This is a genomic window from Marinobacterium sedimentorum, assembly GCF_024267675.1.
Lineage (GTDB): Bacteria > Pseudomonadota > Gammaproteobacteria > Pseudomonadales > Balneatricaceae > Marinobacterium_A > Marinobacterium_A sedimentorum.
On record NZ_JALDYX010000047.1, the window covers coordinates 1 to 23,306 of the forward strand.

Consider the following 23,306-nt stretch of genomic DNA (forward strand, 5'->3'; position numbering starts at 1 on the left):
TCAGTCAGTCAGTCAGTCGCCGTTGCCACTGAACGGATAGGCCCGAACTATCCTGGCCAGGCCAAGGTTCGGGACCCGGTTCAGTTCTGCGGCTCGTCTTATACTATTAATCTGGCGGAAAACAGGTTCCATGTCTCTTTGCCTGTTATGTACAGAATCTGTCTTAGCGGCCAGGCCGCATGCTCTTTACTCCATAAGAGTGGGCCAAGTGCGTGGCGTTGCTGGTTTTTGTGGGGGGCGCATTGACCTGCGGTCAATGATGAAGCCTCCCTGCTTCATGTCTAATATGTTTATGACAGCGCGAACCAGACCTGTTTGTGAGTCTGGTTCAGTTTGAGACCCTGAAAGCAGGAGAACAGCGTATGGGCACCCGTTTCGACAACATTCTCGGTACCATCGGGCGTACCCCGGTCGTGCGAATCAACAAGCTGGCCCCGCCGGGGGTGAATCTTTTCGTCAAGCTGGAAGCCTTCAATCCAATGGGCTCGGTCAAGGATCGGCTGGCCCTGGGCGTCATTGAGGATGCCGAACGGCGTGGCACACTCAAGCCGGGACAGACCGTGATCGAGGCGACCAGCGGCAATACCGGTATTGGTCTGGCAATGGTGTGCGCTCAGAAGGGTTATCCGCTGGTGGTGACCATGGCCGAAAATTTCAGCGTCGAACGTCGACGCATGATGCGCTTTCTGGGTGCTCAGGTGGTGCTGACACCGGCGGCAGAGAAGGGTAGCGGCATGCTCGCCAAAGCAGTGGAACTTGCCCGGGAGCACGGCTGGTTTCTCTGCCGCCAGTTTGAAAACGAAGCCAATGCCGACATCCATTCCCGCACCACGGCGGTGGAGATTCTGGAAGATTTTTCTGATATTCAGCTTGATTACTGGGTGACCGGGTTTGGCACGGGGGGCACTCTCAAGGGCGTCGCGCGGGTCCTGCGGGAGAAGAGTCCCCACACCCGTATTCTGGTCTGTGAGCCGGATAATTCGCCCCTGCTGGGCAGTGGCGTGAACCAGGCCCGTGCCACAGACGGCGCTCCGAGCAGCAGTCATCCCAGCTTCAGACCCCATCTGATGCAGGGCTGGACGCCGGATTTTATATCCAGGCTGACAGAAGATGCCGTGACGCAGGGGCTGATCGATCAGCTGCTGCCGATTCCCGGAGAGGAGGCTCTGCGGCTTTCGCGAGAGCTGGCCAGCCGTGAAGGGATCTTCTGTGGTATTAGCGCCGGGGCGACGCTGGCCGGTGGTTTGCAAATCTGTCAGGGCAGCCCGGCCGGCACCAATGTGCTGTGCATGCTGCCCGATACCGGCGAGCGTTACCTGAGCACACCGCTGTTTGCCGATATTGAAACCGAAATGACAGCCCAGGAACTGGATATTTCTCGCTCGACGCCGGGGTACCGCTTTGACCGTCCCTCGACACCGGCGCCGAGTGCGGTGAGTGCGCCCGTCGCAACCACCGTCGATGCCGAGACATTTGTGGCCAAAGTCCTGTCCGACCCGGACAAGCCGGTGGTGATGTTTGCGCTGGAATGGTGTGAGTTCTGCTGGTCGCTGCGCAAGCTTTTTGCCAAGTGCGGCATTGATTATCGCTCGGTGGATCTGGACAGTGCCCAGTATCAGCAGGATAACCGGGGTGGTGAAATACGGGCGGCACTCAGTGCCCACACCGGTTGTGTCACGATTCCGCAGATTTTTGTCGGCGGTGAATTTGTTGGTGGTTGTACGGAAGTGTTCGATGAATACAGGGAAGGGCGCCTGCAGCAGCGGTTGCAGCAGGCGGCGGTGCCGTATGACCAGGGCGTTGAGCTTGACCCCTATTCCCTGTTGCCATCCTGGCTGCATCCGCGCTAGGAGGTTGTCCGAGAATGCTGGCCGTAGCGAGAACCGGCTGATTTGAGCTGGTTTTTGCACTGTTTCAAGGCGATAAATCGGCAGGATTGCCGATCTACACAGCGTTAGCTGCCCACCGGGCAAGCTACAGGGATCTAGCTTGCGAATGGTGGTTCTATTTAACACTTGGAACGCAGTGGAAAGAATCGCTTTAGCGGGGTCGCAGACCGAGGTGCCTGCGACGAGTCAAAAACAGCACAAAAAACATCCCCTCTCATTGTTAAAGAGTCAGGTGGTTCGCACTAGGTTGAGTATTGTCGGACAGCCGCCTGGCAGGCTGTTGATTACAGTCAGCTCTTGAACAGACTCTCGCCCAGGGAGTCTATGGCGTTCCTGGCTTTTTGCAGGGTGATTTCATTGCACAGATCGCGGCTTGGGGCCTGGTCTGCGCGAATGAAGACATGCTCCCGGGTTTCGCCCTCCACTGTCTTGCGAATCAGACCGCCGACACCAAACTGTCCGCCTAAATTGCGGGGCTGCAGAAAGATCTCATATCCCTTGTATTCAATGGGCTCGCCGCGGCTTTCGGCTTGGTCGCCCTGACCGCTGTCGCCAGCACCCAATAGTTTTTTCAGTAAGCTACCCAGACCCATCGGGCTCTCCCGTTTCGTTTTTGATAATGGTGTGCAGCCTGGCGTCCTTCCCAGGGGGCGCTCCCGTACTGCAGCGGTGGTCCGACGGTAGCCTCTGGCGGGGCCCGGGGCAAGGGGATTTGGTTGCCTCAGCGCCTGAGCTCATCGTCGCGGTAGTGGGAGTCGGTCCAGCAGCATGGCAGGCTTTCACCGGAGAGGAATATCAGGTCGTCCTTGTTGAAGTCCTCCGGATCCTGTGCTTCCTCGCCATGGTTGTAGCGGCCGGAAATGGATAGCGAGAACGGATTGAACAGGTCTGTCAGGGCAAGAACTTCCACCATGTGACCCGTGGATTTCTGTTTCAGGAACATGACGCACGCCTCCTGCTAATGCCAATTGTTAAGTCTGGCTCTGTGCCGCTGTCGCTCAGTCGCCGCGTCTTAACCCAGCGGGACAATGCGAACGCCGGGTTCGTAGTAGCCTCGCAGCGCTGCAGCCTGAACCCGAGCCTTTCTCAGCATAGGTGATGTTGATTTGGCGTGCTGTACGGTCCCGTTCAAAGGTCAGGTTGCTCAGTTTCAGGTGCGACCTCCGGGAGCTGATGGCGAGAAATTTATATCACAGATCGTGAATGTTCATGCAGCGGTTTCATGTAAATAGGGCTTCTGACGGCGGTACGGCCTTGGGTCAAGGGCTCCATCTTTATCGATAAGCGAATGATATAAAACGCCTTATGGCCTTACTTAAGGCGCTGTCATGCGCCTGCTAAGGTTCTTTTGTCGGAACGTGATACTCAAAACATTATTGTTAACAATTATGTTTTGAGTATTGTGTATTTGATTGTTTTTTTGTAAAACTGGACAGGTACCTCAACCAGACGAGAAAGCCACGATGCAGATTCGCGTAATAAATCCAAATACAACGGCGAGCATGACCAAGAAAATTGGTGAGGCCGCGCAGCATATAGCGGCCCCCGGCACTCGGGTGGTTGCAACCAATCCGCGCAGTGGTCCCGCGTCGATCGAGAGTCATTTCGACGAGGCCATCAGTGCTGTGGGAGTGCTGGAGGAAGTTCGTGCCGGCGAGCTCGAGCAGGCCGATGCCTACATCATTGCCTGCTTTGGAGATCCAGGGCTGCTGGCGGCACGGGAGCTGACGCGGGCGCCGGTGATCGGCATTGCGGAAGCCGCGTTTCACATGGCCACCCTGATCAGCACCCGCTTTTCCATCGTGACCACCCTTGGGCGCACCGGCATCATCGCCGAGCACCTGCTGCAGTCCTACGGTTTTGCCCACCACTGTCGGCGGGTAAGGGCGGCGGAGATACCGGTGCTGGATCTGGAAGACAAGGGCAACGCCGCACTTGACCGGATTATCGAGGAGTGTCTGCGGGCGCGGGATCAAGACAACATTGGCGCCATAGTACTGGGCTGTGGCGGCATGGCTGACTTGAGGGAACAGATCAGTCGGGAAGTTGGGCTACCGATCGTAGAGGGTGTCACTGCGGCCATGAAACTGGCGGAATCGCTGGTCAGTCTGGGGCTGGGTACCAGCAAACATGGCGACCTCGCATTCCCAAGGCCCAAGGCCTTTAGTGGCCAGTTCGAACACCTGTCCCAGTTGGGGCGCTGAGCTTTTGGTGACAACAGTTTTGGTGAAAACCGCTGTACGAGAAAACGTGTAAAAGGCGATTGAGTAAACCGGAGTCGTACTGGGTGCTCCGAAGCGAGCAGCCCAGGTGCAATATAATAACAATACGGGCCCAAGACCCGTTGTATGAGGAAGCATCATGCAAAATCAGCAAGCGTTAACGGGAGCCGCCCTGGCGGATGAGCCCGTCCAGACCAAGGCCGCCGGCGAAGAATCACTGGCGCCGCAACAGACCCGAATCATGGGGCGGGTATCCTACCTGCTGGCCTGGTTCGGGGGCTGTGTCTCCATCGGCACCTTTGCGATGGGTTCCAGCATCGTCGGTACGCTCAACCTGTTGCAGGCCTGTGCGGCCATCGCCATCGGCTGTTTCGTGATCGGCATCGCCCTGGCATTCAACGGTGCCGCCGGTTACAAGTACGGCATTCCCTTCATGGTGCAGGCGCGCAGTGCCTTTGGTTTTGCCGGCACCCGTTTTCCGGGCCTGGTGAGGGCAGTGCCGGCCATTGTCTGGTACGGCTTTCAGAGCTGGATCGGCGCAGGTGCCATCAACGCCGTTTCGGCCAGTTTGTTTGGTTTCGACAACCTGGTGTTCTTCTTTGTGGTGTTTCAGCTGCTGCAGATCGGCCTGTCGATGTTTGGTTTTCAGGGCATCAAGTGGCTGGAAAACTTCGGCAGCGTCTTCATTCTGATTTCGCTGGTCTACATGTTCTACAGTGTGATCAATCGCTATGGCGATGAAATCACCACCAACCTGGTGAATATCGAAGGCACCTGGGGCATGCCATTCTGGGGCGCCACCATGCTGTTCCTGGGGATCTACAGCACCATGATGCTGAATGTGAGTGACTATTCACGCGAACTCAAAAAGGGCAGCGGCCCGGGTCTGCTGACCACGCTTTATGCCATGTCCATCCTGCCCTGTACCCTGTTCATGGGCCTGATCGGCCTGATGGTGTCCGGCGCTACCGGTGTCTCCGATCCGATTCAGGTGTTCGCAAGTGCGGTGGATAACCAGGTGCTGCTGGTCACTACGCTGCTGTTCATTGCCTTTGCCCAGGTCACCACCAATGTGCTGAACAACGTGGTACCGCCGACCTATATCCTGATGGATGTGTTCAAGCTGAAGTTTCGCACCGCTACCATTCTGGTGGGTCTGGCGGCCTTCGGTACCTTCCCCTGGGAGCTGGTGAAGGAAGAGTCCTCGGCGGGTCTGCAGCTGTTCGTTCAGACCTACTCAGCCTTCCTCGGTCCGATCTTCGCGGTACTGGTAGTGGATTACTTCATTATTCGCCGTCGCACGCTGGATCTTTCCAAGCTCTATGACGAGAACGGCCCTTACCGTGGCGTGAACTATGCCGCCATTATTGCCTCCCTCGTCGGTGCCGTGGTTGCACTCTGGTTCTCGTCCATCTCCTGGTATGCCAGCCTGATTCCGGCCGGTGTCTGCTACTACCTGTTGATGAATAACTGGTCGGCCTGCGCACGTTTTCGTGACTGACAGGCGCGGGCCTGTGTGCTGGGCCCGATCGCTTACTCCCGCATAATGCTAAACGCCGGCCCTGGGGCCGGCGTTTTTTGCATTGCAACGCAAACCTAGCTTTTCTTCGCCTGCATGGCTTCGCGGACTTTTTCCTGGGCAGCCATGACCGTCTGGCTGTGTTCCCGCGCAGCGGCGCGCTGCATCCAGTCGGCCAGTTCAGGTTCCTGCGCCAGAATGTCCCAGTCGTACACGGGTTTGGTGATGGCGAGCACCAGCCCCAGGATATGCAGCAGGGCAATATCGGCAAGGCTGAACTCAGAGCCTGCGGCCCAGGGATCAAAGCGGGCAATGCGCTTGAGGGCAGTCAGACCCTTCTCAAGCGCGGGACGAACCTCGTCATGGGCCTGCTGTGACAGTGGGGCACCAAAGATCACGTGCCCCAGCAGTCGGCGCGCAGGCCCATCAAGATACAGCTCGGCGTACTTGATGATCTCGCGTGTTTTGGCACGCCCATAGGCATCGCCCGGCAACAGGCTCGGGGTCGGATGAGTTTCTTCCAGGTACTCGATAATGGCCAGTGACTCGGATAAAAAGCCCTCTGGTGTTTCGAGGCAGGGGATCTTGCCCATCGGGCTTATGGCCAGAAAGCTCGCGTCCTGCGAGGGGGGGGCGCTGACTTCTTCGAAGTCGATGCCTTTTTCCAGCATGGTCTGCTTGACGATGTTGTAGTAGTTGCTGAGCGCAACGCCGTGAAGTTTGAGCATGATTCAGGTTCCTTGTCCGGTGGGCAGATATCCGCTTCTAACTCGGGTCGGGTTATCGGCTCCCTGATAGTGCCGCAGAGATATGACATTGGCCAGCATCAGCGCATCCTTCATGCGCGGTTCATCCTCGATGGTGTTAGATAGGCACCATCAGGAGAGGCAGAGACGTGTTGCCTGTCAGCGTAAGGAGAAGACCATGAAAAAATTCATAATGGCTTTGTTGGTTGCAACACTGTTGCCAGCCACGGCGATGGCCAGAGACCTGACCACCGACTCCGCGATCGGCGGTGCCCTGGGTGGTGCGATCGGTGGTGCCCTGGGCGCCGAAATGGGTGGCCGCGACGGTGCCGTGCTGGGCTCCGGTCTCGGGGCGGTCGTCGGTACTGCGATCAACACCCGGGATTATCGTCGCGAACCGCAGCGGGATTACCGGGTGGTCGAGCGTCACGCGGTGGTTGAGCAGCATTACTATCCGGTTGAGCGCCACTACTACGAGGAGCGCCACCATGGCCACAAGAAACATCACCATGGCTACAACAAGCAGCATCCTGGTCACAGGAAATATCGCCATGAAGGCGACTGGCGCCATTGAGACGACTTGAGCCGGTTACGCGTAACCCGCCAGGCTGAACAGCTGCTGGCGCACTACCAAACATTGAAAAACTGCTAGGACCCGGATCACGGGACGCAGAGGAGGAAACTGCTGTGAAAAAATCGACTATTGCCGTTGCCCTGTTGGCGCTGTTACCTGTCATCTCAAGCGCCGGTGACCTGACCGTTGACTCCGCCATTGGTGGTGCCTTGGGTGGCGCAGTAGGCGGTGCCCTGGGGGCTGAAGTGGGTGGTCGTGACGGCGCCATCATTGGGGCCGGTGTTGGTGCCGCTGTGGGTACATCGATTAATACCCAGGGTCATCGCAGTGATTATCGTGAATCCAGTTATGAGCGCCGTGAAGTCTATTACTACGACGACCATGATCACGATCACAAGCATAAGAAATACAAGAAACATCATCATAACGACGGGCACTTTTGCCCGCCTGGGCAGCACAAGAAAGGTCACTGCTAACTGACCGAATAAAAAAGCCGGAAAGGGAAATCTTTCCGGCTTTTTTATTGCTCGTGTGTGGTTGTTATTCTTCCCCTTTCCCCTTTCCCCTTTCCCCTTTCCCCTTTCCCCTTTCCCCTTTCCCCTTATTTGTCGTTGCCGAGCGCGGAATCAGCTGGTCAGTTCTTCGAGCAGGGCCTCGAGCTCGGCAACCTTGGCCTTGAGTTCGACGACTTCCTGCTCCAGCTCTTCAATGCGGCCGCTGTCTGCGGCTTCGCGCACAGCACCGGGCTCCGACAGGGGGGGCGGCGCCTTCTGGCCAGGTTCAATATCGCCATTGAACAGATGGGCGTAGCGGGATTCCCGCTTGCCGGGTTCCCGTGCAAGCTTGACGATAAAGGGGCCGTCATCCCGGGTCATCAGCTTGTAGAGCACCTTCTCGACTTTGAGCATGTCGTCGAAACTGCACAGCCGGTTGGTGCGGGTACGCAGTTCGCCGGGGGTTTGCGGGCCCCGCAGGAACATGACGCAGAGGATGCCAAGTTCCTGTTCGCTGAACTGCAGCTCGCCGAATTCGGTATTGCAGAAGCGGTGCTTGTATTTCTGTACCCGGCTGCCGAAGCCGGATTCTTCCTTGACCATGCGCAGCTGAGTCAGCTCATCCAGCGTTTGCTGCACGGTGCCTTCATCCAGATCCAGCACCGGGTCGCGGTTGCTTTTCTGGTTGCAGGCCAGGGTGAGGGCGTTCAGTGACAGCGGGTACTGATCCGGTGTGGTGATCTCCTTCTCGATCAGCGCGCCTATGACTCGAGTCTGGTAGAGCGACAGGTTCAGGTCCATGGGTACTCCTTATTCAACCGCAGACGGATAGTGTTTGAGAGTAAAGTTAAACGGGAACTTTGACCAGCCTTGCTCGGGAACCATGTGACCAGGGTTCGGGGCTGCTATGGTTTTGGCAGCAGGATTTTTCCCAGAATTCGCCTATGGCGGGAGTAGATCATGGACAATGCCTTTTTGACCCGGCTGCAGAGTCGGCTGGACACACTGAGCGCCGACGGCTTTTTCAAGACAGAGCGGGTGATTGACAGTGCGCAGTCGTCCCTGATCCGCCTGGCCGGTGGTGACCAGGTGCTGAATTTCTGCGCCAACAATTACCTGGGACTCGCGAATGATGTGCGCCTGGTAGAGGCCGCCGCCCAGGGGCTGGAACGCCAGGGTTTTGGCATGGCCTCGGTGCGTTTTATCTGTGGCACCCAGCAGCCGCACAAGGATCTGGAAGCCGCGCTCTCGAGCTTTCTGGGTACCGAGGACTGCATTCTCTATTCCAGCTGTTTCGATGCCAACGGTGGACTCTTTGAAACACTGCTCGAGGCCGAGGATGCGGTGATCTCCGATGAGCTGAATCATGCGTCCATCATTGATGGCGTGCGTCTGTGCAAGGCGACACGCTACCGCTATCGCAATAATGACATGGCGGATCTGGAGGCCCAGTTGCAGGCAGCCGATGCCGCGGGTGCCCGCTTCAAGCTGATCGCCACCGACGGTGTGTTTTCCATGGACGGTGTCATCGCCGACCTGCGCGCTATCTGTGACCTGGCCGAGCGCTACCATGCCCAGGTGATGGTGGATGACTCCCACGCGGTGGGCTTTGTCGGCAAGGGCGGGCGGGGCACCGTGGAGCACTGTGGTGTTGAGGGACGGGTCGATATCATCACCGGCACTCTGGGCAAGGCGCTCGGGGGCGCGTCCGGTGGCTTTACCGCCGGGCGGCGCGAAATAGTCGCGCTGCTGCGTCAACTATCGCGGCCCTATCTTTTTTCCAACAGCCTGGCGCCCAGTATCGTCAGCGCGTCACTGCGGGTGCTGCAACTGCTTGAAAGCGTCGAGGGTGCGACCCTGCGGGCTCGGTTGCAGCACAATACGGCGCGCTTTCGCGCAGGTCTCCAGGCGGCGGGCTTTACCCTTGCGGGTGCCGATCACCCGATCATTCCCGTTATGCTGGGTGATGCGGCCCTGGCCGCGCGCATGGCCGATGCGCTGTTGCAGGAGGGCATTTATGTGATCGGTTTTAGCTTCCCGGTGGTACCCAAGGGCAAGGCTCGCATTCGCACCCAGATGAGCGCTGCCCATACCGATACCCAGATTGATACTGCTATTGGCGCCTTTGCCCGGGTGGGGCACGGGCTGGGGGTGTTGCTATGAGGACTCTGTCATGAAAGCGCTGGCCAAGCTGCAGGCGGGCCCAGGGCTGAGCTTGATTCGCACGCGCATGCCCAAGGTGGGGCATAACGATGTGATGATAAAAATACGCAAGACGGCTATCTGCGGCACCGACATGCATATCTGGAACTGGGACGACTGGGCGCAGAAGACGATTCCGGTGCCCATGCATGTAGGGCATGAGTATGTGGGGGAGATCGTCAAGATCGGTCAGGAGGTGCGCGGTTTCGAAATGGGTGATCGGGTGTCGGGGGAGGGGCATATCACCTGCGGCGCCTGCCGCAACTGTCGCGCCGGCAGGCGCCACCTGTGTCGCAATTCGGTGGGGGTAGGGGTGAACCGCGAGGGTGCCTTTGCCGAGTACCTGGTTATTCCGGCATTCAATGCGTTTCGCATTCCGCCGGATGTGTCCGACGACCTGGCGGCGATCTTCGATCCGTTCGGCAATGCTACCCATACGGCGCTGAGTTTTAATCTGGTGGGGGAGGATGTGCTGATTACAGGGGCTGGCCCCATTGGCATCATGGCGGTGGCCATCGCCCGCCACGTGGGGGCGCGCACGGTGGTGATCACCGATGTGAACGACTACCGGCTGGGTCTGGCCACGCAGATGGGGGCAACGCGCGCGGTGAATGTGCAGCGCCAGTCGCTGACCGATGTGATGCAGGACCTGCACATGCTGGAGGGGTTTGATGTGGGGCTGGAAATGTCCGGCGTGCCGGCGGCCTTCACCGATATGCTGGCGCACATGAACCACGGCGGCAAGATCGCCCTGCTGGGCATTCCCCCCGGCAATACGGCGATTGACTGGAATCAGGTGATATTCAAGGGGCTGGAGATCAAGGGTATCTACGGCCGTGAGATGTTTGAAACCTGGTACAAGATGGTGGCCATGCTGCAAAGTGGACTCAATCTGGCGCCGGTCATTACCCATCACTTCAAGGTGGATGAGTTCGAGGCGGGTTTTGCCGCCATGCAGTCCGGCCTGAGCGGCAAGGTCATTCTCGACTGGACGCACTAGAGAACGGGTTTTCTCGGGGGTGGTCGCGGTGGCCTTTGGGCGGGGGCTGCGATACTGTGCAGCACTCGCTGCCCCTGAGGTGGCCCCCCGTAACGAACAAGCTGGAGACTCAAGTTATGCTGAGCCTGAAACGGGCACTGCTGGTGCTGTGGATACTGATGCTGGGTGGCTGTGCCGCGGTGCAGTCTGATTTTGAGAAGCCGCAGGTTTCGGTAACCTCTTTCCGATCCGTGCCCTCCGAGGGCATGGCGCCGCGTTTTCTGATCGGGCTGCATATCGTCAACCCCAATCGAGAGGCGATCAGCCTGCAGGGCATCAGTTATCAGGTGTCGCTGGAAGGGCGCAAGCTGCTCAACGGTGTGGCCAATAATCTGCCCGATGTACCGGCCTACGGCGAGGCTGACTTCAGCGTCACCGCCACGGCGGATCTGCTCAACGGCTTCAGGCTGCTGACTGACCTGCTGCAGTCCAGACGTGACAGTGTGAACTATGAGCTGACTGCGCGGCTTGATCTGGGCAGCTATCTGCCCTACGTCAATGTGCTGAAAAGCGGGGTGTTGAACCTGGGCAGGCTCTGATGAGCGTGGATCGGGATGCGTTCGGGATCTGACCAGGGCGTGTTTGACGTTTTTTCAGGAAAGGCGTTAAGGCGCTGCCGGGCCTGAGGGCGGCCCGGCAGCGTATGGCAAGTCGCTTACTTGGCGGCTTCGTAGGCGGCGGCCGCCTGCACGATGGCAGCACGGGCGGCATCGGCATTGGCCCAGCCTTCAACCTTGACCCACTTGCCTTTTTCGAGGGTTTTGTAGTTTTCGAAGAAGTGGGAGATCTGATCCAGCAGCAGCTTGGGCAGGTCTTCAACGTCCTTGACGTCGTTGTAGGCCTGGCTCAGCTTTTCGTGAGGCACGGCGATCAGCTTGGCATCTTCGCCGGCTTCGTCGGTCATGTTCAGGACACCAACCGGGCGGCAGCGAATCACGGAACCGGTAACGACCGGGTGCGGCGTCAGCACCAGCACGTCCAGCGCATCGCCGTCATCAGCCAGGGTGTTGTTTATGTAGCCGTAGTTGGCCGGGTAAAACATGGGGGCAGCCATGAAACGGTCAACGAAGATGGCGTCGGCGTCCTTGTCGATCTCGTATTTGACCGGGGAACTTTGGGCCGGAATTTCGATGATCACGTACAAATCGTTCGGCAGGTCTTTACCGGCAGGCACTTTAGCAAAGCTCATGCGTATCTTCCTGTTAGCAGTTTAAAGTTCGGGACTGAATGCAGTGAGGGATTATAGTCACAGACGGCCGGTCAGTTATATTCGACTTATGGCCGCCTGGTCCTGTGCATCCGGGTAAGTTACTTGTCCGTGCAGTGGTAGCTCAGCAGGGCTTCCACTTCTTCACTGGAGCCCAGGGCGATGGAGACACGTTCGTGTATCTCGCTCGGCTGGACGTCCAGGATCGGAGCGTAACAGGTACTGGCGATGCCGCCGGCCTGTTCGATCAGGAAGCTCATGGGATTGCCTTCGTACATCAGGCGCAGCTTGCCGGGCTTGGCCGGTTCGCGACCATCCCAGGGGTAGCTGAAAATGCCGCCGCGTGTCAGCACGCGATGAACCTCGGCCACCATGGATGCGATCCAGCGCATGTTGTAGTTCTTGCCGCGGGGGCCGTCACTGCCCAGCAGCAGGTCGCCGATGTAGTTCTGCATGGCCGGTTCCCAGTGACGCTGATTCGACATGTTGATGGCGAACTCGCGGGTCGTCGGCGGAATCCTGACGTTTTCACGGGTGAGGATGAAATCGCCCGTGTGGGCGAGGGTGAAAAAGTTCACGCCCTGGCCGGTGGTCATCGCCAGTACGGCGGAGGGGCCGTAGAGCACGTAACCGGAAGCGACCTGGCGACGGCCGGTCTGCAGGTAGGTTTTATGCAGCGCAGGGTCTTCACCGGGGGCCATTTCCAGCACCGAGAAGATAGTGCCGACCGATACATCGATGTCGATATTGGACGAGCCGTCCAGCGGGTCGAAGGTCACCAGGAAGCGGCCATTCGGGTTGCCGGGAACAGGGTCGTCTTCCTCTTCAGAGGCCAGACCCGCCACCAGGGGGTTGTCCAGCAGGAGCTTTTTCAGTACATCGTTGGCGATGACATCCAGCTTCTTCTGGGTTTCGCCCTGCACATTGGTGTTGTCGGTGGTGCCCAATACACCGGCCAGTTCACCTTCACGCAGCTGCAGTGCAATTTCCTTGCATGCGACCATCAGCGTGTTGATCAATTCGACCAGTTGTTCGTCAGTCTTCTGGTGTTTCAGGAACTGGCTCAGGAGCTGCATCGTTCTGCTTTAAACCTTTAGGGTTCTGGAGGGGAGTTTCGGCGCAAAATTATACGGGACTTGGTGGTCATTTGCATGGTTTGGCGGCAAATTTATGCAGATTTAAACGGGTGCGGCCGTGGCTGTAAAACGGGTATCATGCCCCAAACCGATGTAGAACAGGATTCTGTTGCGTGCATATCCATATACTGGGCATTTGCGGCACCTTCATGGGGTCGCTGGCCATTCTGGCCAAGGAATTGGGGCACCGTGTCACCGGCTCCGACGCCAACGTTTATCCGCCTATGAGCACCCAGCTTGAGCAGCAGGGGATCGAGTTGACCCAGGGGTTTGACCCGGTTCAGCTTGAACCTGCGCCCGATATGGTGATCGTTGGCAACGCCATGTCCCGCGGCAACCCCTGTGTCGAGTATGTGCTGGATCGCGGACTGCGCTATCAGTCGGGTCCGCAGTGGCTGTCGGAGAACCTGCTGTACGAGCGCTGGGTGCTGGCCGTGGCGGGAACCCACGGCAAGACCACCACCGCCACCATGCTGGCCTGGGTGCTGGAGCAGACCGGTATGGAGCCGGGCTTTCTGATCGGCGGAGTGCCGAAGGACTTTCCTGTTTCAGCGCGCCTCGGGAATTCACCGTTTTTCGTTATCGAGGCCGATGAGTACGACACGGCCTTTTTCGACAAGCGTTCCAAGTTCGTGCACTACCATCCGCGAACGCTGATCCTGAATAACCTTGAGTACGATCACGCCGACATCTTCCCTGATCTGGCGGCTATTCAGCGCCAGTTTCACCATCTTGTGCGAATCGTTCCGGCTAATGGACAGCTGGTGGTGCCCCGGGATCAGCCCGCGCTTGACGCGGTTCTCGAGATGGGCTGCTGGTCTGAACTGGTGCGCACCGCTGTTGCTGACGATTGCAATGAACGCGGCAGCGGCGATAACGCTACCGATGCGGCCTGGCAGGCGCGCCTGCTGAGCGAAGACGGCAGCCGCTTTGAAGTCTGGTTCCAGGGTCAGTGCCAGGGCATTGTCGACTGGGCGCACACCGGCCGTCACAACGTCAGCAACGGCCTGGCGGCCCTGGTGGCGGCACGACATGTCGGTGTACGGCCGCAGCATGGCATAGAGGCGCTGTGCCATTTTGGCGGCGTCAAACGGCGTATGGAGCTGGTGGGCGAGGTCGGCGGGGTCTGTGTATACGATGACTTTGCCCACCATCCCACGGCCATCGCAACCACGCTGGCGGGCCTGCGTGCCCGGGTCGGCGAAGCGCCGATAATCGCCGTGGTGGAGCCGCGTTCCAATACCATGCGTCTTGGGGCCCATCGGGCAGCGCTCGCGCCCTCGGTTGGGGCCGCAAGCCAGGTGTACTGGTATCAGCCGCCGGGGCTGGACTGGTCCCTTGATGAGGTGGTGGCGCAGTCGCCGGTGCCGGCGAGTCTGGTGCGCAATACCGAAGCCTTGATCGAGGCGCTGGTGCGCGAAGCCCGCCCAGGCAGCCATATTCTGATCATGAGCAATGGCGGCTTTGAGGGCATTCATCGGCGTTTGGTGCAGGCGCTGCGCGAACGGGAGGTTTCGGCATGAGCCAGAGCGATCCGCGCCTTGTCACCCTGGCTGTTACCGGTGCATCAGGCGCCCAGTACGGTCTGCGGCTGTTGCAATGTCTGGTAGCGGCGGATATTCAGGTCATGCTGATGATTTCGAAGGCCGCCCAGGTGGTGATCGCCACCGAAACCGATCTGGCGCTGCCGGGACGGCCGGAGGAGCAACAGGCCTTTCTGAGCCAGCTCTACGGCGCCAAAGCGGATCAGATTCGCGTGTTCGGGCGCGAACAGTGGATGGCGCCGGTGGCGTCGGGCTCCGGTGCGCCCTCGTCCATGGTGGTCTGTCCCTGCAGCACCGGCTGCCTGTCGGCCATTGCCACCGGCGCCAGCAACAACCTGATTGAGCGTGCCGCCGATGTGGCCCTCAAAGAACGGCGTCAGCTGATACTGGTGCCCCGCGAGGCGCCCTATTCGGAGATTCATCTGGAACACATGCTCAAGCTCACCCGCATGGGTGTGGTGGTGGTGCCGGCAAGCCCGGGTTTCTACCATCGGCCGCAGTCGGTGGAGGACATGGTTGACTTCATCGTGGCCCGTATCCTCAATCAGCTGGGGGTTGAGCAGACGTTACTGCCACGCTGGGGCGAAGGGTTGCTCTCATCCAGAGTCTGATCCGGTAATGAAATGTAACAGTGCCGGCGGTAGAATGCCGGCTGTCTTATTGTCAGGGTGTCGTGCGCTGCTGTTGCGTCAGCTCTGAGTTTGTCAGGTCTGTGTTCATCATCTTTGTGGGCGCAGAGCCTGTGCTTAAAACGTCTGTGTTCAAGAAGGTAGTAATGAGCAATATTCTCGCACTGGATACCTCCACCGACGCCTGTTCCGTTGCCCTATGGCAGGACGGTGAAGTGGTGGAAGATTTTCGCGTAGTGCCGCGCAAGCATATACAGCTGCTGTTGCCCATGACGGATGCCCTGCTGAGTGAGGCGGGCTTGAGTGTCCGTGATCTGGATGCGGTGGCCTTTGGTCGCGGGCCAGGCTCCTTTACCGGCATTCGCATCGCTACGGGCATTGCCCAGGGGCTGGCGTTTGCGGCGGATATACCCGTTTTGCCGATCTCCACACTGGCGGCCATGGCACTGGAGCAGGGGCGTTTGCTGGAGTCCGAGCGGGTGATCGCGGCGCTGGACGCACGCATGGATGAAATCTACTGGTGCGCCTATCGGCTGGAAAATGGCCTGCCCGAAGCCATGCTGGATGAGCAGGTTTGTGCCGCCTCCGAGTTAAGGTTATTGGAAGAGGCGCGCTGGCAGGGTGTAGGCCCCGGTTTCAATTACCTGGCGGATATGAGCGCTGCGGTGCAGGCGGCCATTACCGCGCCTGTGCTGGATCTGTACCCAAGTGCCAGTGCCATGCTGCCGATTGCAGCGCGGGATCTGGCCTGCGGGCGCGGTCTTGCGCCCGAGGATGGGTTGCCGGTGTATATTCGCGAAGGCGGCTGGAAGAAAAAGGAGCAGCAGTAAACATGGATATTTATCAGGCCATTATGTTGGCCGTGATTCAGGGACTTACCGAGTTTTTGCCGATTTCGAGTTCGGCCCACCTTATTCTGCCATCGCAGCTGTTTGGCTGGCCTGATCAGGGTCTGGCCTTCGATGTCGGGGTGCATGTCGGCACCCTGGTGGCGGTGATGTTCTATTTCCGTAATGACCTGGTGCGTTTGCTGAATGCCTGGTTGCGCTCTCTTGGCGGCACCCGCACGGCGGACTCGGCCTTGTCCTGGTATCTGCTGCTGGCAACGCTGCCGGCGGTATTTGCGGGTTTTTTCCTCAGTAACATGATCGAGCACCTTGCTCGCTCGATTCTGGTGATCGCCGGCACCACGCTGATCTTTGGTGCCCTGCTGGGCTGGGCAGACAGCCGGCGCCGAGAAGTGCGCACACTGGTAAATCTGGGTCCAAAAGATGCGATCTGGATCGGTCTGGCCCAGGCCATGGCGCTGATTCCGGGTACCTCCCGTTCCGGTATCACCATGACAGCGGGTCTGATGCTCGGGTTTGATCGTGATGCGGCGGCGCGATTTTCCTTCCTGCTGTCCATTCCGATTATCGTTGGCGCCGGTGTTTTCAAGGGCATTGATCTGGCGCAGTCAGGTACCGCGGCCAGCTGGGAACTGGTGGGGCTGGGTGCCGTGCTGGCGGCACTCAGTGCCTGGGCCTGTATCTGGTTGTTTCTGAGCTGGCTGAACCGTATTGGCATGCTGCCCTTTGTTGTCTACCGGTTGTTGCTGGGGGCCGCCTTGCTGGCAGTGTATTTCGCCGGTTAATAGGCTCTGGCTGGGCGTGGCGTTTATTTTCGGCGCGGGATTGGCGATACTGGAACCCCTTAATGTGCCAGGCTTGATATATGCAGATAGGATCCAGTTTTCGCCTGCCGGCACCCCGGGCGGCGCTCAAGCGTCGCCAGGCTGATCGCAGCGCCGTTGCCGAGCCACAGGAACTGGTGCGAGAGGGGGAGTGGGAACCGCGCCCGGCGGGCCCGGAGCAAGGGCGTCGGCGTGATGCCGAGGCTGATGCGCGCTTTGCCTCGCTGGATTACCACAGTCAGTGCGCGCTGCTGGCCTATGATGCGACCCAGTCGCGTAATCCCTCGGGCCTGCCCGATGCCGCCTTTGTCGATGTGCTGATCTGACGACAGCCCCGCATTTTTTTATCTGCAGCTCATGCTGAGCGCCCCTGAACAGACTATTTCATGACAGAATCCGCCCGTCTCGCCGTTGAGTACGCTCATCCCGAACACCTTTTTCGCGCCCGGGAGCTGTCTGAGCAGCTGGGGCTGGATTTGCTCTGTGGCGCAGACCTCGGCCGCTGTGACTATGAGTCGCTGCTGCGCGTCACTGCACAAGGGCTGCAGTTACAGCCTACCGGACGCAAGGCGCCGGGCCCTGTGTGGGTGGATTTTGTCGGTGGTGCCGTGGCCCATCGGCGGTTGCACGGCGGCGGATCCGGTCAGCTGATTGCCAAGGCCGTAGGCGTGCGCCAGGGCGTGCGTCCCAGGGTGGCGGATGTGACCGCGGGCCTTGGGCGCGACAGCTTTGTGCTGGCCAGTCTTGGTTGTGAGGTGCAGCTGATCGAGCGGGTGCCGGTGATTCAGTTGCTGCTGGCCGACGGTCTCTGCCGGGCCGGGCAGGACCTGGAGGTGGCCGACATTGTCGCCCGCATGCAGTTAATCGAAGCGGATAGCATTGCCTGGCTGGCAGAGCAGGCGGGGCGCGAAGACCGGCCCCAGGTGGTCTATGTGGATCCGATGTTTCCGCACTCGGACAAGAGCGCCCTGGTGAAAAAGGAGATGCGCCTGTTCCGGGACCTGGTGGGCGATGATGCCGATGCCGGTCTGTTGCTGGAAGCGGCGTTGGCGGCGGCGGCGAACCGGGTGGTGGTGAAGCGGCCGCGCAAGGCGCCGGTGATTCCGGGCCCGGCCCCCAGTGTGCAGCTGGCGGGCAAGTCCAGCCGTTACGATATTTATGCGCTGAAAAAGCTGGCCTAGCAGCCTGTCGGACTTAGCACTGATCTACTGTGGAAAAGCCGATTTTGGTCATTTTGTGTACTCTTTTTTACTCGTCGCAGGCTCCTCGGTCTGCGACCCCGCTAAAGCGGTTCTTTTCACTGCGTTCCAAGTGTTAAATAGAACCACTATTAGCCTCAAAAGAGCTCAAAAACTGCCTCAAAACGGACTTTCTCTCGCTACGACCGGCCAAGCCCGATAGGCTGCTAGCTCCAGGCTAAGCGCGGGCTTCAGCCGTCCAGCTGCTGGTCGATGAAGTTTAGTCGGCGCTCTGTCAGCAGGCCTCGGGCCTGTTTCATCAGGCCATCGAGGGATATCCGTGGCTGAATCTGACTGCCGTTGAGCTGCAGTATCTCCCGGTCGATCAGTTGCTCCACAAATCCGCTCAGTACCCGCTTGTCGGCATACTCCGCCGAATCGAAACCAAACTCGCGCTGCAGTTTTGCCGCCAGTTGTAGTGACTTTTCCATCAGTTCGTCTTGCTCCAGTGCCTTGTAGCGCTGCAGTATTCTGCACAGCAGGTAGTAGCGCAGCAGCACGGGCTCGGCGTTGCGCATCAGGCACAGGGCCGTGTCGCTGTCGCTGGCGTGCAGCTCTTTGCCCTCGCGTGTCAGCAGGCCCTGATCCAGCAGACTCTTGCGCAGCTGCGCCGCCACGGCGCTGAAGTCTGGTTCAGGCCAGGGCAGGAACAGCTCGGCCTGCAGGTAGGGGTAGAGTACCCGCAGCATGCGGGTAATCAGTTGTGGCAGCGGCTTGGCGCTGCGCCTTACCAGCAGCAGGCAAAGCCCTGGCAGCACGAACAGGTGCATCATGTTGTTGCGATAAAAGGTCATTTCCCGCCCCTGGGCCGGCTCCAGCTGTATCTGGTTGCCCGCCTGTTCGAGCTGCCTGCGAGCGCGAGCGCGGGCAATCCAGTGGGCCGGAGCTTCGCGCGGTACGCTCACGGGGGCGTTGGGCAGCCGCTGTGCGAGCTGGCGCAGCTGGTCGCACTGCATGGCCAGGCTGTCGCTATCCAGCGTCAGCTGGGGCTGACCCAGCATGACCGTCGCCAGCACACCCGTTTCGGTCAACACCGCTGCCTGGTTGATGCGCTCCAGCAGCAGCCGGCCAAGGGCATTGGCCTGGGGGCGGGTGGGCAGGTGCGGATTGACCGCATCCGCCAGTGCTATGGGTTCGCCAATACTGACGGATACGCGGCCGAAGCGCTGGCGCAGTACCTGCCAGGCGCTTTGCAGGCTGTCGAAGGTGCCGGGGTGGCGACTGTTGCCGCCGCTCAGTTCGTGCTGATAGCTATGGGCTTCGACCACCCGGTCATAGCCGATCCAGACGGGCACCAGTGCCACCGGGCGTTCGGGGCTGGCGCACCAGGCATCCAGTGTCATGTTCAGCAGCCCGGTACGGGCGGGCAGCAGGCGACCGGTGCGGCTGCGGCCACCTTCGATAAAGTACTCCAGGGCGTGGCCGTGACGTGACATAAGGGCCAGGTACTGCTGGTAGAGTGCGCGGTAGAGGCCATCGTTTTGAAAGCTGCGGCGCATGAAGATAGCGCCGCCACGTTTGAGAATCGGGCCAATAAGCGGTATGTCCAGGTTGTCGCCGGCGGCAACGTGGGGCAGCATCAGGCCGTGGCGGTACAGCGCCCAGGACAGCAGCAGATAATCCATGTGGCTGCGATGGCAGGGCAGGTACACCAGCTGGTGGTCCAGGGCGCGCTCGCGCAGCCGGTCGAGCCCCAGGATTTCGACATCGTCGTAGAGTCGGCGCCAGGTGGCATTGAGCAGCGGATGCAGTAGACGGGCTGTGACCGGACTGAAGTTGGCCGCAATGCGCTGCAGTTCGTGCGCAGCGTAGCGGCTGGCCTGGTGCAGGCTTTCGCGTTTGTCCCTCGCGCGCGTAGCGATGGCCTGCTGTACGCCGGGATGATGCAGGATCATGGCCATCAGTGTACGGCGATGGGACAGATCCGGGCCGACCACGGCGCGGCGCCGGGTGCGAAAGTGCTGCAGCAGCAACAGGCTGGCCTTGCGCGTCAGGGTGCGTGTGTCCGGGGCGCTGCTGGTCAGATCCTGTAGCTGCAGCGGCGGGTCGATCTGAATCAGGGTCTGGCGGCCGTTGATCAGCAGTTGCATCAGGCGCCCGATGCGCCCGCCCTGATCCCAGGCCTCGGCGTAGAGCAGGTTGAGCCAGGAGGTTTCACGAATCGGCAGGCGCCCGTGGAAGATGGACACCGGGATAAGCCCAATCTTGTATTGCGGGTCCTGCAGGCTTTGCCGGCAGAGTTCGCTCAGGTGCTGTTTCAGTACCTGCTGGCCGCCGCTGCGGGCAAAAATGATCTGTTCGGTCTTGATGTCCACGCCTGCGCGGCGGGCTTGCTCAAGCAGCAGCTGCACATGGCTCCAGCGGTCGTTTTCCAGCACATAGCGTACCCTCGGGCCACCGTGCAGGTGGGCGCTGCCCAAAGTGGTGGCGGTAACGATCCGGGACAGCAGGGGGCGGCCGATCAGCTCAAGCAGCTTCATATCAGTAGTGCGGTGGCGGTGGCTCGTCAGCCAGATCATCGGGCGATGCCGGCGCCAGCTGCTTGACCTGACCACTGAGGGCTTTGACCATGCTGGTGAGGCGCTGAATGTCCATATCCTGGCGTGCCACTATGGCGTTTAGTGTATCGAGGGTGTCTTCCTGAAAGGCGATCCGGGACTCCAGATCGTCCAGTCGTTGCGTGTCGCTCATGTGCAATTGGTCCCGTGCAGGTGTGAAGGTTGCAGTCTTGGTCAGCCGGTATTCTACAGAGAATAGTCTATTTAAAGGCTTAACCTGTTGAAAAAATACGCAAAATTCGCTATATGTGGCGATCGTCCCCCGTTCCATTGGTGTGGGCGGGTTTATTTTGATGTAAATGAATTAATACAAGAGATGACTAAATGAGTGGTAATCAACTGATACGCGGCCTTGTTGTCAGTGCTTTAGCTGCAGTATTGATTCCGATTTTATTGGCTGCTGTTGCCAAAGTAGAAGTAGCGCTGAGTGTTCCGGTACTGGCGGTAGTCTTTGCGGTTGTTCTGGCGGCTTGTCTAGCGTCGGGATGGGGTGTGAAATCCCAGGCCCAGGCTACTGAAATGGAGTTGAGTGAAGAGGAGTACGATGACGAAAACGATGCCCGTGAAACCGGTCAGGTAAAGTGGTTTAACGTATCCAAGGGTTTTGGTTTTATTACCCGTGAGAATGGCGACGATGTATTCGTGCATTTTCGCAACATTCGCGGCCGTGGACACCGTTCGCTGACCGAAGGTCAGCAGGTTCGCTTCAACGTACGCGAAAGCGACAAGGGGTTGCAGGCGGAAGACGTTTCAGTCGCCCGTACCTGATCCGAGGGGGGCTGTCCGATAATACTCAACCTACTGCGAACCACCTGAGTTTGGCTGTTTTTTGTGCTTTTTTGCGTTAAATAGAACCACTATTCGCCTTAAAACACCGCAAAAACCAGCTCAAATCAGATGGCTCTCGCTACGGTCAGCATTTTCGGGCAGCCCCCGAGGGGGAGCTCAGTGCTCCCCTGTTAACTTCTCCAGCTGCGCAATAATGCCGTCTGCCTGACGGTAACCTGTACTGAGCCAGTGCAGTTTCTCGCCTTTTTGCAGCAGCAGCGTCGGAAACCCCTGTACCCCCAGACTTCCCTTGATTGCCAGGTGTTGCTGTAGCATGCCCTGGGTCATTTCATCGCCCATATACTGGTCGAACAGTTCAGCCTCCAGCCCGATCTGCTGGGCCAGTGCGGTCAGCACCTTTGGGTCGGACGGATTCTTGGCCTGCAGATAATAACCCCGCTGAATCGCATCGATCATGGCTTCCTGGGCATCCGGGCGAATGCGTGTGGCTGCAATCACCGCGCGACAGGCATCGTAGGTGGCGCGGCGCGGGCTGTTCAGGGTCCAGAAATCATGATTGAAGACGGTGCCCGTGCGGGCTTCTATCTGCTGCCAGGTCGCCTGAATCTGCTGGGCAAGTCCCTTGTCCATGGGATCGGTGCTGTCCGGTGCCAGCCCGCCCATGATGAAGCTGACCGGCAGCTTGGCGAAGCGGCAGCGGATGGCCTGCAGTTCGGGGGCGAAGGCCCAGCACCAGCTGCACATGGGATCCATGATATAGATCAGAGCATTCATCAGAACAGCGTCTCCTGTAGTCGCACGGTGTGCGCCCAGGGTGTCAGCCCCAGGGCGTCGGGGCATTGGGTGGCCAGTTCGCGGGCAAAGTGCTCCGCCAGCAGGGGTGACTCACGGTTGTCCGGCGTATGAAAGAACAGATAGGGCTCGCGACCTTCATTCAGCCAGCTCGCCACCTTGCCTACCCAGGGCGCCAGCCAGGGATCGGCGCTGCGGTAATCCAGTGGGCTGATAAAGCGTACCATCGGCGCCTGTGCGGTGGCGATAACGTGCAGCGGCACCCGCGGTTTCTTCTGCAGCGCATCCCGGGTGGCGGCATCGTCCGCCGGCAGTGCAAAGAGCGCGCGGGTGTCAAACAGGGTGCGGTTGATGCCCCGTTCGATCAGCAGGCGGTTAAGTGCGCGTTCGGCCTCGCCCTTGGCGAAAAATGCGGGGTGCCGTACTTCCAGGGTGTAGCTGAAGCCCTCGGGCAGTTGCGTGAAAAACTGCGCCAGTGTCTCGAGCCCGTCTGGCCCAAAGCGCGCCGGCAGCTGAATGAAAAGCTGGCCGAGCTTGTCGTGCAGCGGGCTGATGCCGTCGACGAAGTCGCGCAGTTCGTCCTGGCAATGGCGCAGTTGCAGGCGATGGCTGATTTGCTGCGACAGCTTGAGGCAAAACCGGAAGTGCTCGGGTGTTTCCTCACGCCAGCGCTGCAGGGTATCGGCGCCGGGCAGTGCGTAGAAGGTGGAGTTGCCCTCGACCGACGAAAAATGCGAGGCGTAGCGCTGCAGACTGGAGTGATGTGCCTTGCCGCTCAACGCCGTCGCGGTCCAGTCGCTGTGGTTCCACTGCGGGAGACCAATGTAGTAGCGCTTTGACACTTGGAGGTCCGTGAGTTCGCTCGGGTTAAGAGGCCCAGTATACCGGTGTTCCTGGAGGTCGTGACCGTCACAAGCGCTTGCAGTCACGTTATAAAAAGTATTTTGTATCAGGGGGGTTGCGCTATTTGAAAAAGGTGCGTAATATTCGCTCCACGTTGATGCGGGGTGGAGCAGTCTGGTAGCTCGTCGGGCTCATAACCCGAAGGTCATAGGT

Annotated in this window: 25 protein-coding genes; 15 read left to right on the plus strand and 10 right to left on the minus strand. The window is 59.4% G+C overall.

Features of this window, described 5'->3' with window-relative positions; all coding sequences use genetic code 11:
• Positions 1 to 362: 362 nt before the first annotated feature.
• A complete protein-coding gene (locus MRS74_RS22090) occupies positions 363 to 1,850 on the plus strand; it encodes a pyridoxal-phosphate dependent enzyme (protein ID WP_254582453.1) in 1,488 nt (495 codons plus the stop codon).
• 329 nt (positions 1,851 to 2,179) lie between these two features.
• On the opposite strand, the gene MRS74_RS22095 is transcribed toward MRS74_RS22090, so the two are convergent.
• Both MRS74_RS22095 and MRS74_RS22100 read right to left on the minus strand, forming a co-directional pair.
• On the minus strand, positions 2,180 to 2,482 hold the full coding sequence (locus MRS74_RS22095; protein WP_254582454.1) for an HlyU family transcriptional regulator: 303 nt from the start codon (positions 2,480 to 2,482) through the stop codon (positions 2,180 to 2,182).
• Positions 2,483 to 2,610: 128 nt separating this feature from the next.
• A complete protein-coding gene (locus MRS74_RS22100; RefSeq protein WP_254582455.1) occupies positions 2,611 to 2,832 on the minus strand; it encodes an acetyltransferase in 222 nt (73 codons plus the stop codon).
• A gap of 520 nt (positions 2,833 to 3,352) precedes the next feature.
• On the opposite strand from MRS74_RS22100, the gene MRS74_RS22105 reads away from it, so the two are divergent.
• Positions 3,353 to 4,093, plus strand: coding sequence for an aspartate/glutamate racemase family protein (locus MRS74_RS22105; protein ID WP_254582456.1), 741 nt, complete (start codon positions 3,353 to 3,355; stop codon positions 4,091 to 4,093).
• Positions 4,094 to 4,250: 157 nt separating this feature from the next.
• Positions 4,251 to 5,612, plus strand: a complete 1,362-nt coding sequence (locus tag MRS74_RS22110; RefSeq protein WP_254582457.1) for an NCS1 family transporter — start codon at positions 4,251 to 4,253, stop codon at positions 5,610 to 5,612.
• A gap of 95 nt (positions 5,613 to 5,707) precedes the next feature.
• Here the strand turns inward: MRS74_RS22110 and MRS74_RS22115 are convergent, their stop codons facing one another.
• Entirely contained in the window at positions 5,708 to 6,358 is a 651-nt protein-coding gene (locus tag MRS74_RS22115; RefSeq protein ID WP_254582458.1) for a glutathione S-transferase family protein, read from the minus strand.
• 196 nt (positions 6,359 to 6,554) lie between these two features.
• Between MRS74_RS22115 and MRS74_RS22120 the strand changes: the two genes are divergently transcribed.
• Together MRS74_RS22120 and MRS74_RS22125 are read left to right on the plus strand one after the other, a co-directional pair.
• Positions 6,555 to 6,950 carry a YMGG-like glycine zipper-containing protein gene (locus tag MRS74_RS22120; RefSeq protein ID WP_254582459.1) on the plus strand — a complete coding sequence of 132 codons (396 nt, stop codon included), beginning with the start codon at positions 6,555 to 6,557 and terminating at the stop codon, positions 6,948 to 6,950.
• 113 nt (positions 6,951 to 7,063) lie between these two features.
• On the plus strand, positions 7,064 to 7,426 hold the full coding sequence (locus MRS74_RS22125; RefSeq protein WP_254582460.1) for a YMGG-like glycine zipper-containing protein: 363 nt from the start codon (positions 7,064 to 7,066) through the stop codon (positions 7,424 to 7,426).
• 150 nt (positions 7,427 to 7,576) lie between these two features.
• On the opposite strand, the gene MRS74_RS22130 is transcribed toward MRS74_RS22125, so the two are convergent.
• Positions 7,577 to 8,245 (minus strand): YceH family protein, encoded by a 669-nt coding sequence (locus tag MRS74_RS22130; protein WP_254582461.1) that lies wholly within the window; start codon positions 8,243 to 8,245, stop codon positions 7,577 to 7,579.
• 159 nt (positions 8,246 to 8,404) lie between these two features.
• Between MRS74_RS22130 and MRS74_RS22135 the strand changes: the two genes are divergently transcribed.
• The 3 genes from MRS74_RS22135 to MRS74_RS22145 all read left to right on the plus strand — a co-directional run bounded on the left by MRS74_RS22135 (position 8,405) and on the right by MRS74_RS22145 (position 11,224).
• Positions 8,405 to 9,607 carry a glycine C-acetyltransferase gene (locus MRS74_RS22135; RefSeq protein ID WP_254582462.1) on the plus strand — a complete coding sequence of 401 codons (1,203 nt, stop codon included), beginning with the start codon at positions 8,405 to 8,407 and terminating at the stop codon, positions 9,605 to 9,607.
• A gap of 10 nt (positions 9,608 to 9,617) precedes the next feature.
• Entirely contained in the window at positions 9,618 to 10,646 is a 1,029-nt protein-coding gene (tdh, locus tag MRS74_RS22140; protein ID WP_254582463.1) for an L-threonine 3-dehydrogenase, read from the plus strand.
• 116 nt (positions 10,647 to 10,762) lie between these two features.
• Complete coding sequence (locus MRS74_RS22145; protein WP_254582464.1) at positions 10,763 to 11,224, plus strand: LEA/WHy family protein; 462 nt, start codon at positions 10,763 to 10,765, stop codon at positions 11,222 to 11,224.
• Positions 11,225 to 11,340: 116 nt separating this feature from the next.
• Here MRS74_RS22145 and ppa read toward each other — a convergent pair whose 3' ends face one another.
• Both ppa and MRS74_RS22155 read right to left on the minus strand, forming a co-directional pair.
• Positions 11,341 to 11,874, minus strand: a complete 534-nt coding sequence (gene ppa / locus MRS74_RS22150) for an inorganic diphosphatase (protein WP_254582465.1) — start codon at positions 11,872 to 11,874, stop codon at positions 11,341 to 11,343.
• A gap of 119 nt (positions 11,875 to 11,993) precedes the next feature.
• Positions 11,994 to 12,968 carry a class 1 fructose-bisphosphatase gene (locus tag MRS74_RS22155; protein ID WP_254582466.1) on the minus strand — a complete coding sequence of 325 codons (975 nt, stop codon included), beginning with the start codon at positions 12,966 to 12,968 and terminating at the stop codon, positions 11,994 to 11,996.
• Between the two features lie 173 nt (positions 12,969 to 13,141).
• Between MRS74_RS22155 and mpl the strand changes: the two genes are divergently transcribed.
• The 6 genes from mpl to MRS74_RS22185 all read left to right on the plus strand — a co-directional run bounded on the left by mpl (position 13,142) and on the right by MRS74_RS22185 (position 18,054).
• A complete protein-coding gene (gene mpl, locus MRS74_RS22160; RefSeq protein WP_254582467.1) occupies positions 13,142 to 14,551 on the plus strand; it encodes a UDP-N-acetylmuramate:L-alanyl-gamma-D-glutamyl-meso-diaminopimelate ligase in 1,410 nt (469 codons plus the stop codon).
• Positions 14,548 to 15,183 carry a flavin prenyltransferase UbiX gene (locus MRS74_RS22165; RefSeq protein ID WP_254582468.1) on the plus strand — a complete coding sequence of 212 codons (636 nt, stop codon included), beginning with the start codon at positions 14,548 to 14,550 and terminating at the stop codon, positions 15,181 to 15,183. The genes mpl and MRS74_RS22165 overlap by 4 nt, the downstream gene beginning before the upstream one ends.
• Before the next feature lie 164 nt (positions 15,184 to 15,347).
• Positions 15,348 to 16,031 carry a tRNA (adenosine(37)-N6)-threonylcarbamoyltransferase complex dimerization subunit type 1 TsaB gene (gene tsaB, locus MRS74_RS22170; protein WP_254582469.1) on the plus strand — a complete coding sequence of 228 codons (684 nt, stop codon included), beginning with the start codon at positions 15,348 to 15,350 and terminating at the stop codon, positions 16,029 to 16,031.
• A 2-nt stretch (positions 16,032 to 16,033) separates the two neighbouring features.
• Complete coding sequence (locus tag MRS74_RS22175; RefSeq protein WP_254582470.1) at positions 16,034 to 16,834, plus strand: undecaprenyl-diphosphate phosphatase; 801 nt, start codon at positions 16,034 to 16,036, stop codon at positions 16,832 to 16,834.
• A gap of 80 nt (positions 16,835 to 16,914) precedes the next feature.
• Entirely contained in the window at positions 16,915 to 17,199 is a 285-nt protein-coding gene (locus tag MRS74_RS22180; RefSeq protein WP_254582471.1) for a hypothetical protein, read from the plus strand.
• A gap of 60 nt (positions 17,200 to 17,259) precedes the next feature.
• Positions 17,260 to 18,054, plus strand: a complete 795-nt coding sequence (locus tag MRS74_RS22185) for a class I SAM-dependent methyltransferase (RefSeq protein WP_254582472.1) — start codon at positions 17,260 to 17,262, stop codon at positions 18,052 to 18,054.
• Positions 18,055 to 18,302: 248 nt separating this feature from the next.
• Here MRS74_RS22185 and MRS74_RS22190 read toward each other — a convergent pair whose 3' ends face one another.
• Complete coding sequence (locus tag MRS74_RS22190) at positions 18,303 to 20,630, minus strand: 1-acyl-sn-glycerol-3-phosphate acyltransferase (protein ID WP_254582473.1); 2,328 nt, start codon at positions 20,628 to 20,630, stop codon at positions 18,303 to 18,305.
• Positions 20,593 to 20,802: a SlyX family protein gene (locus MRS74_RS22195; RefSeq protein WP_254582474.1), complete on the minus strand. Its 210-nt coding sequence runs from the start codon at positions 20,800 to 20,802 to the stop codon at positions 20,593 to 20,595. Before MRS74_RS22195 ends, MRS74_RS22190 begins: the two co-directional genes overlap by 38 nt.
• Positions 20,803 to 20,993: 191 nt before the next feature.
• Here MRS74_RS22195 and MRS74_RS24125 point away from each other — a divergent pair, with 191 nt between their 5' ends.
• Positions 20,994 to 21,437: a cold-shock protein gene (locus tag MRS74_RS24125; protein ID WP_306422025.1), complete on the plus strand. Its 444-nt coding sequence runs from the start codon at positions 20,994 to 20,996 to the stop codon at positions 21,435 to 21,437.
• A gap of 177 nt (positions 21,438 to 21,614) precedes the next feature.
• Here MRS74_RS24125 and MRS74_RS22205 read toward each other — a convergent pair whose 3' ends face one another.
• A complete protein-coding gene (locus MRS74_RS22205) occupies positions 21,615 to 22,232 on the minus strand; it encodes a DsbA family protein (RefSeq protein ID WP_254582475.1) in 618 nt (205 codons plus the stop codon).
• Positions 22,232 to 23,092, minus strand: a complete 861-nt coding sequence (locus MRS74_RS22210) for a DUF72 domain-containing protein (protein ID WP_254582476.1) — start codon at positions 23,090 to 23,092, stop codon at positions 22,232 to 22,234. The genes MRS74_RS22205 and MRS74_RS22210 overlap by 1 nt, the downstream gene beginning before the upstream one ends.
• Between the last annotated feature and the right edge of the window lie 214 nt (positions 23,093 to 23,306).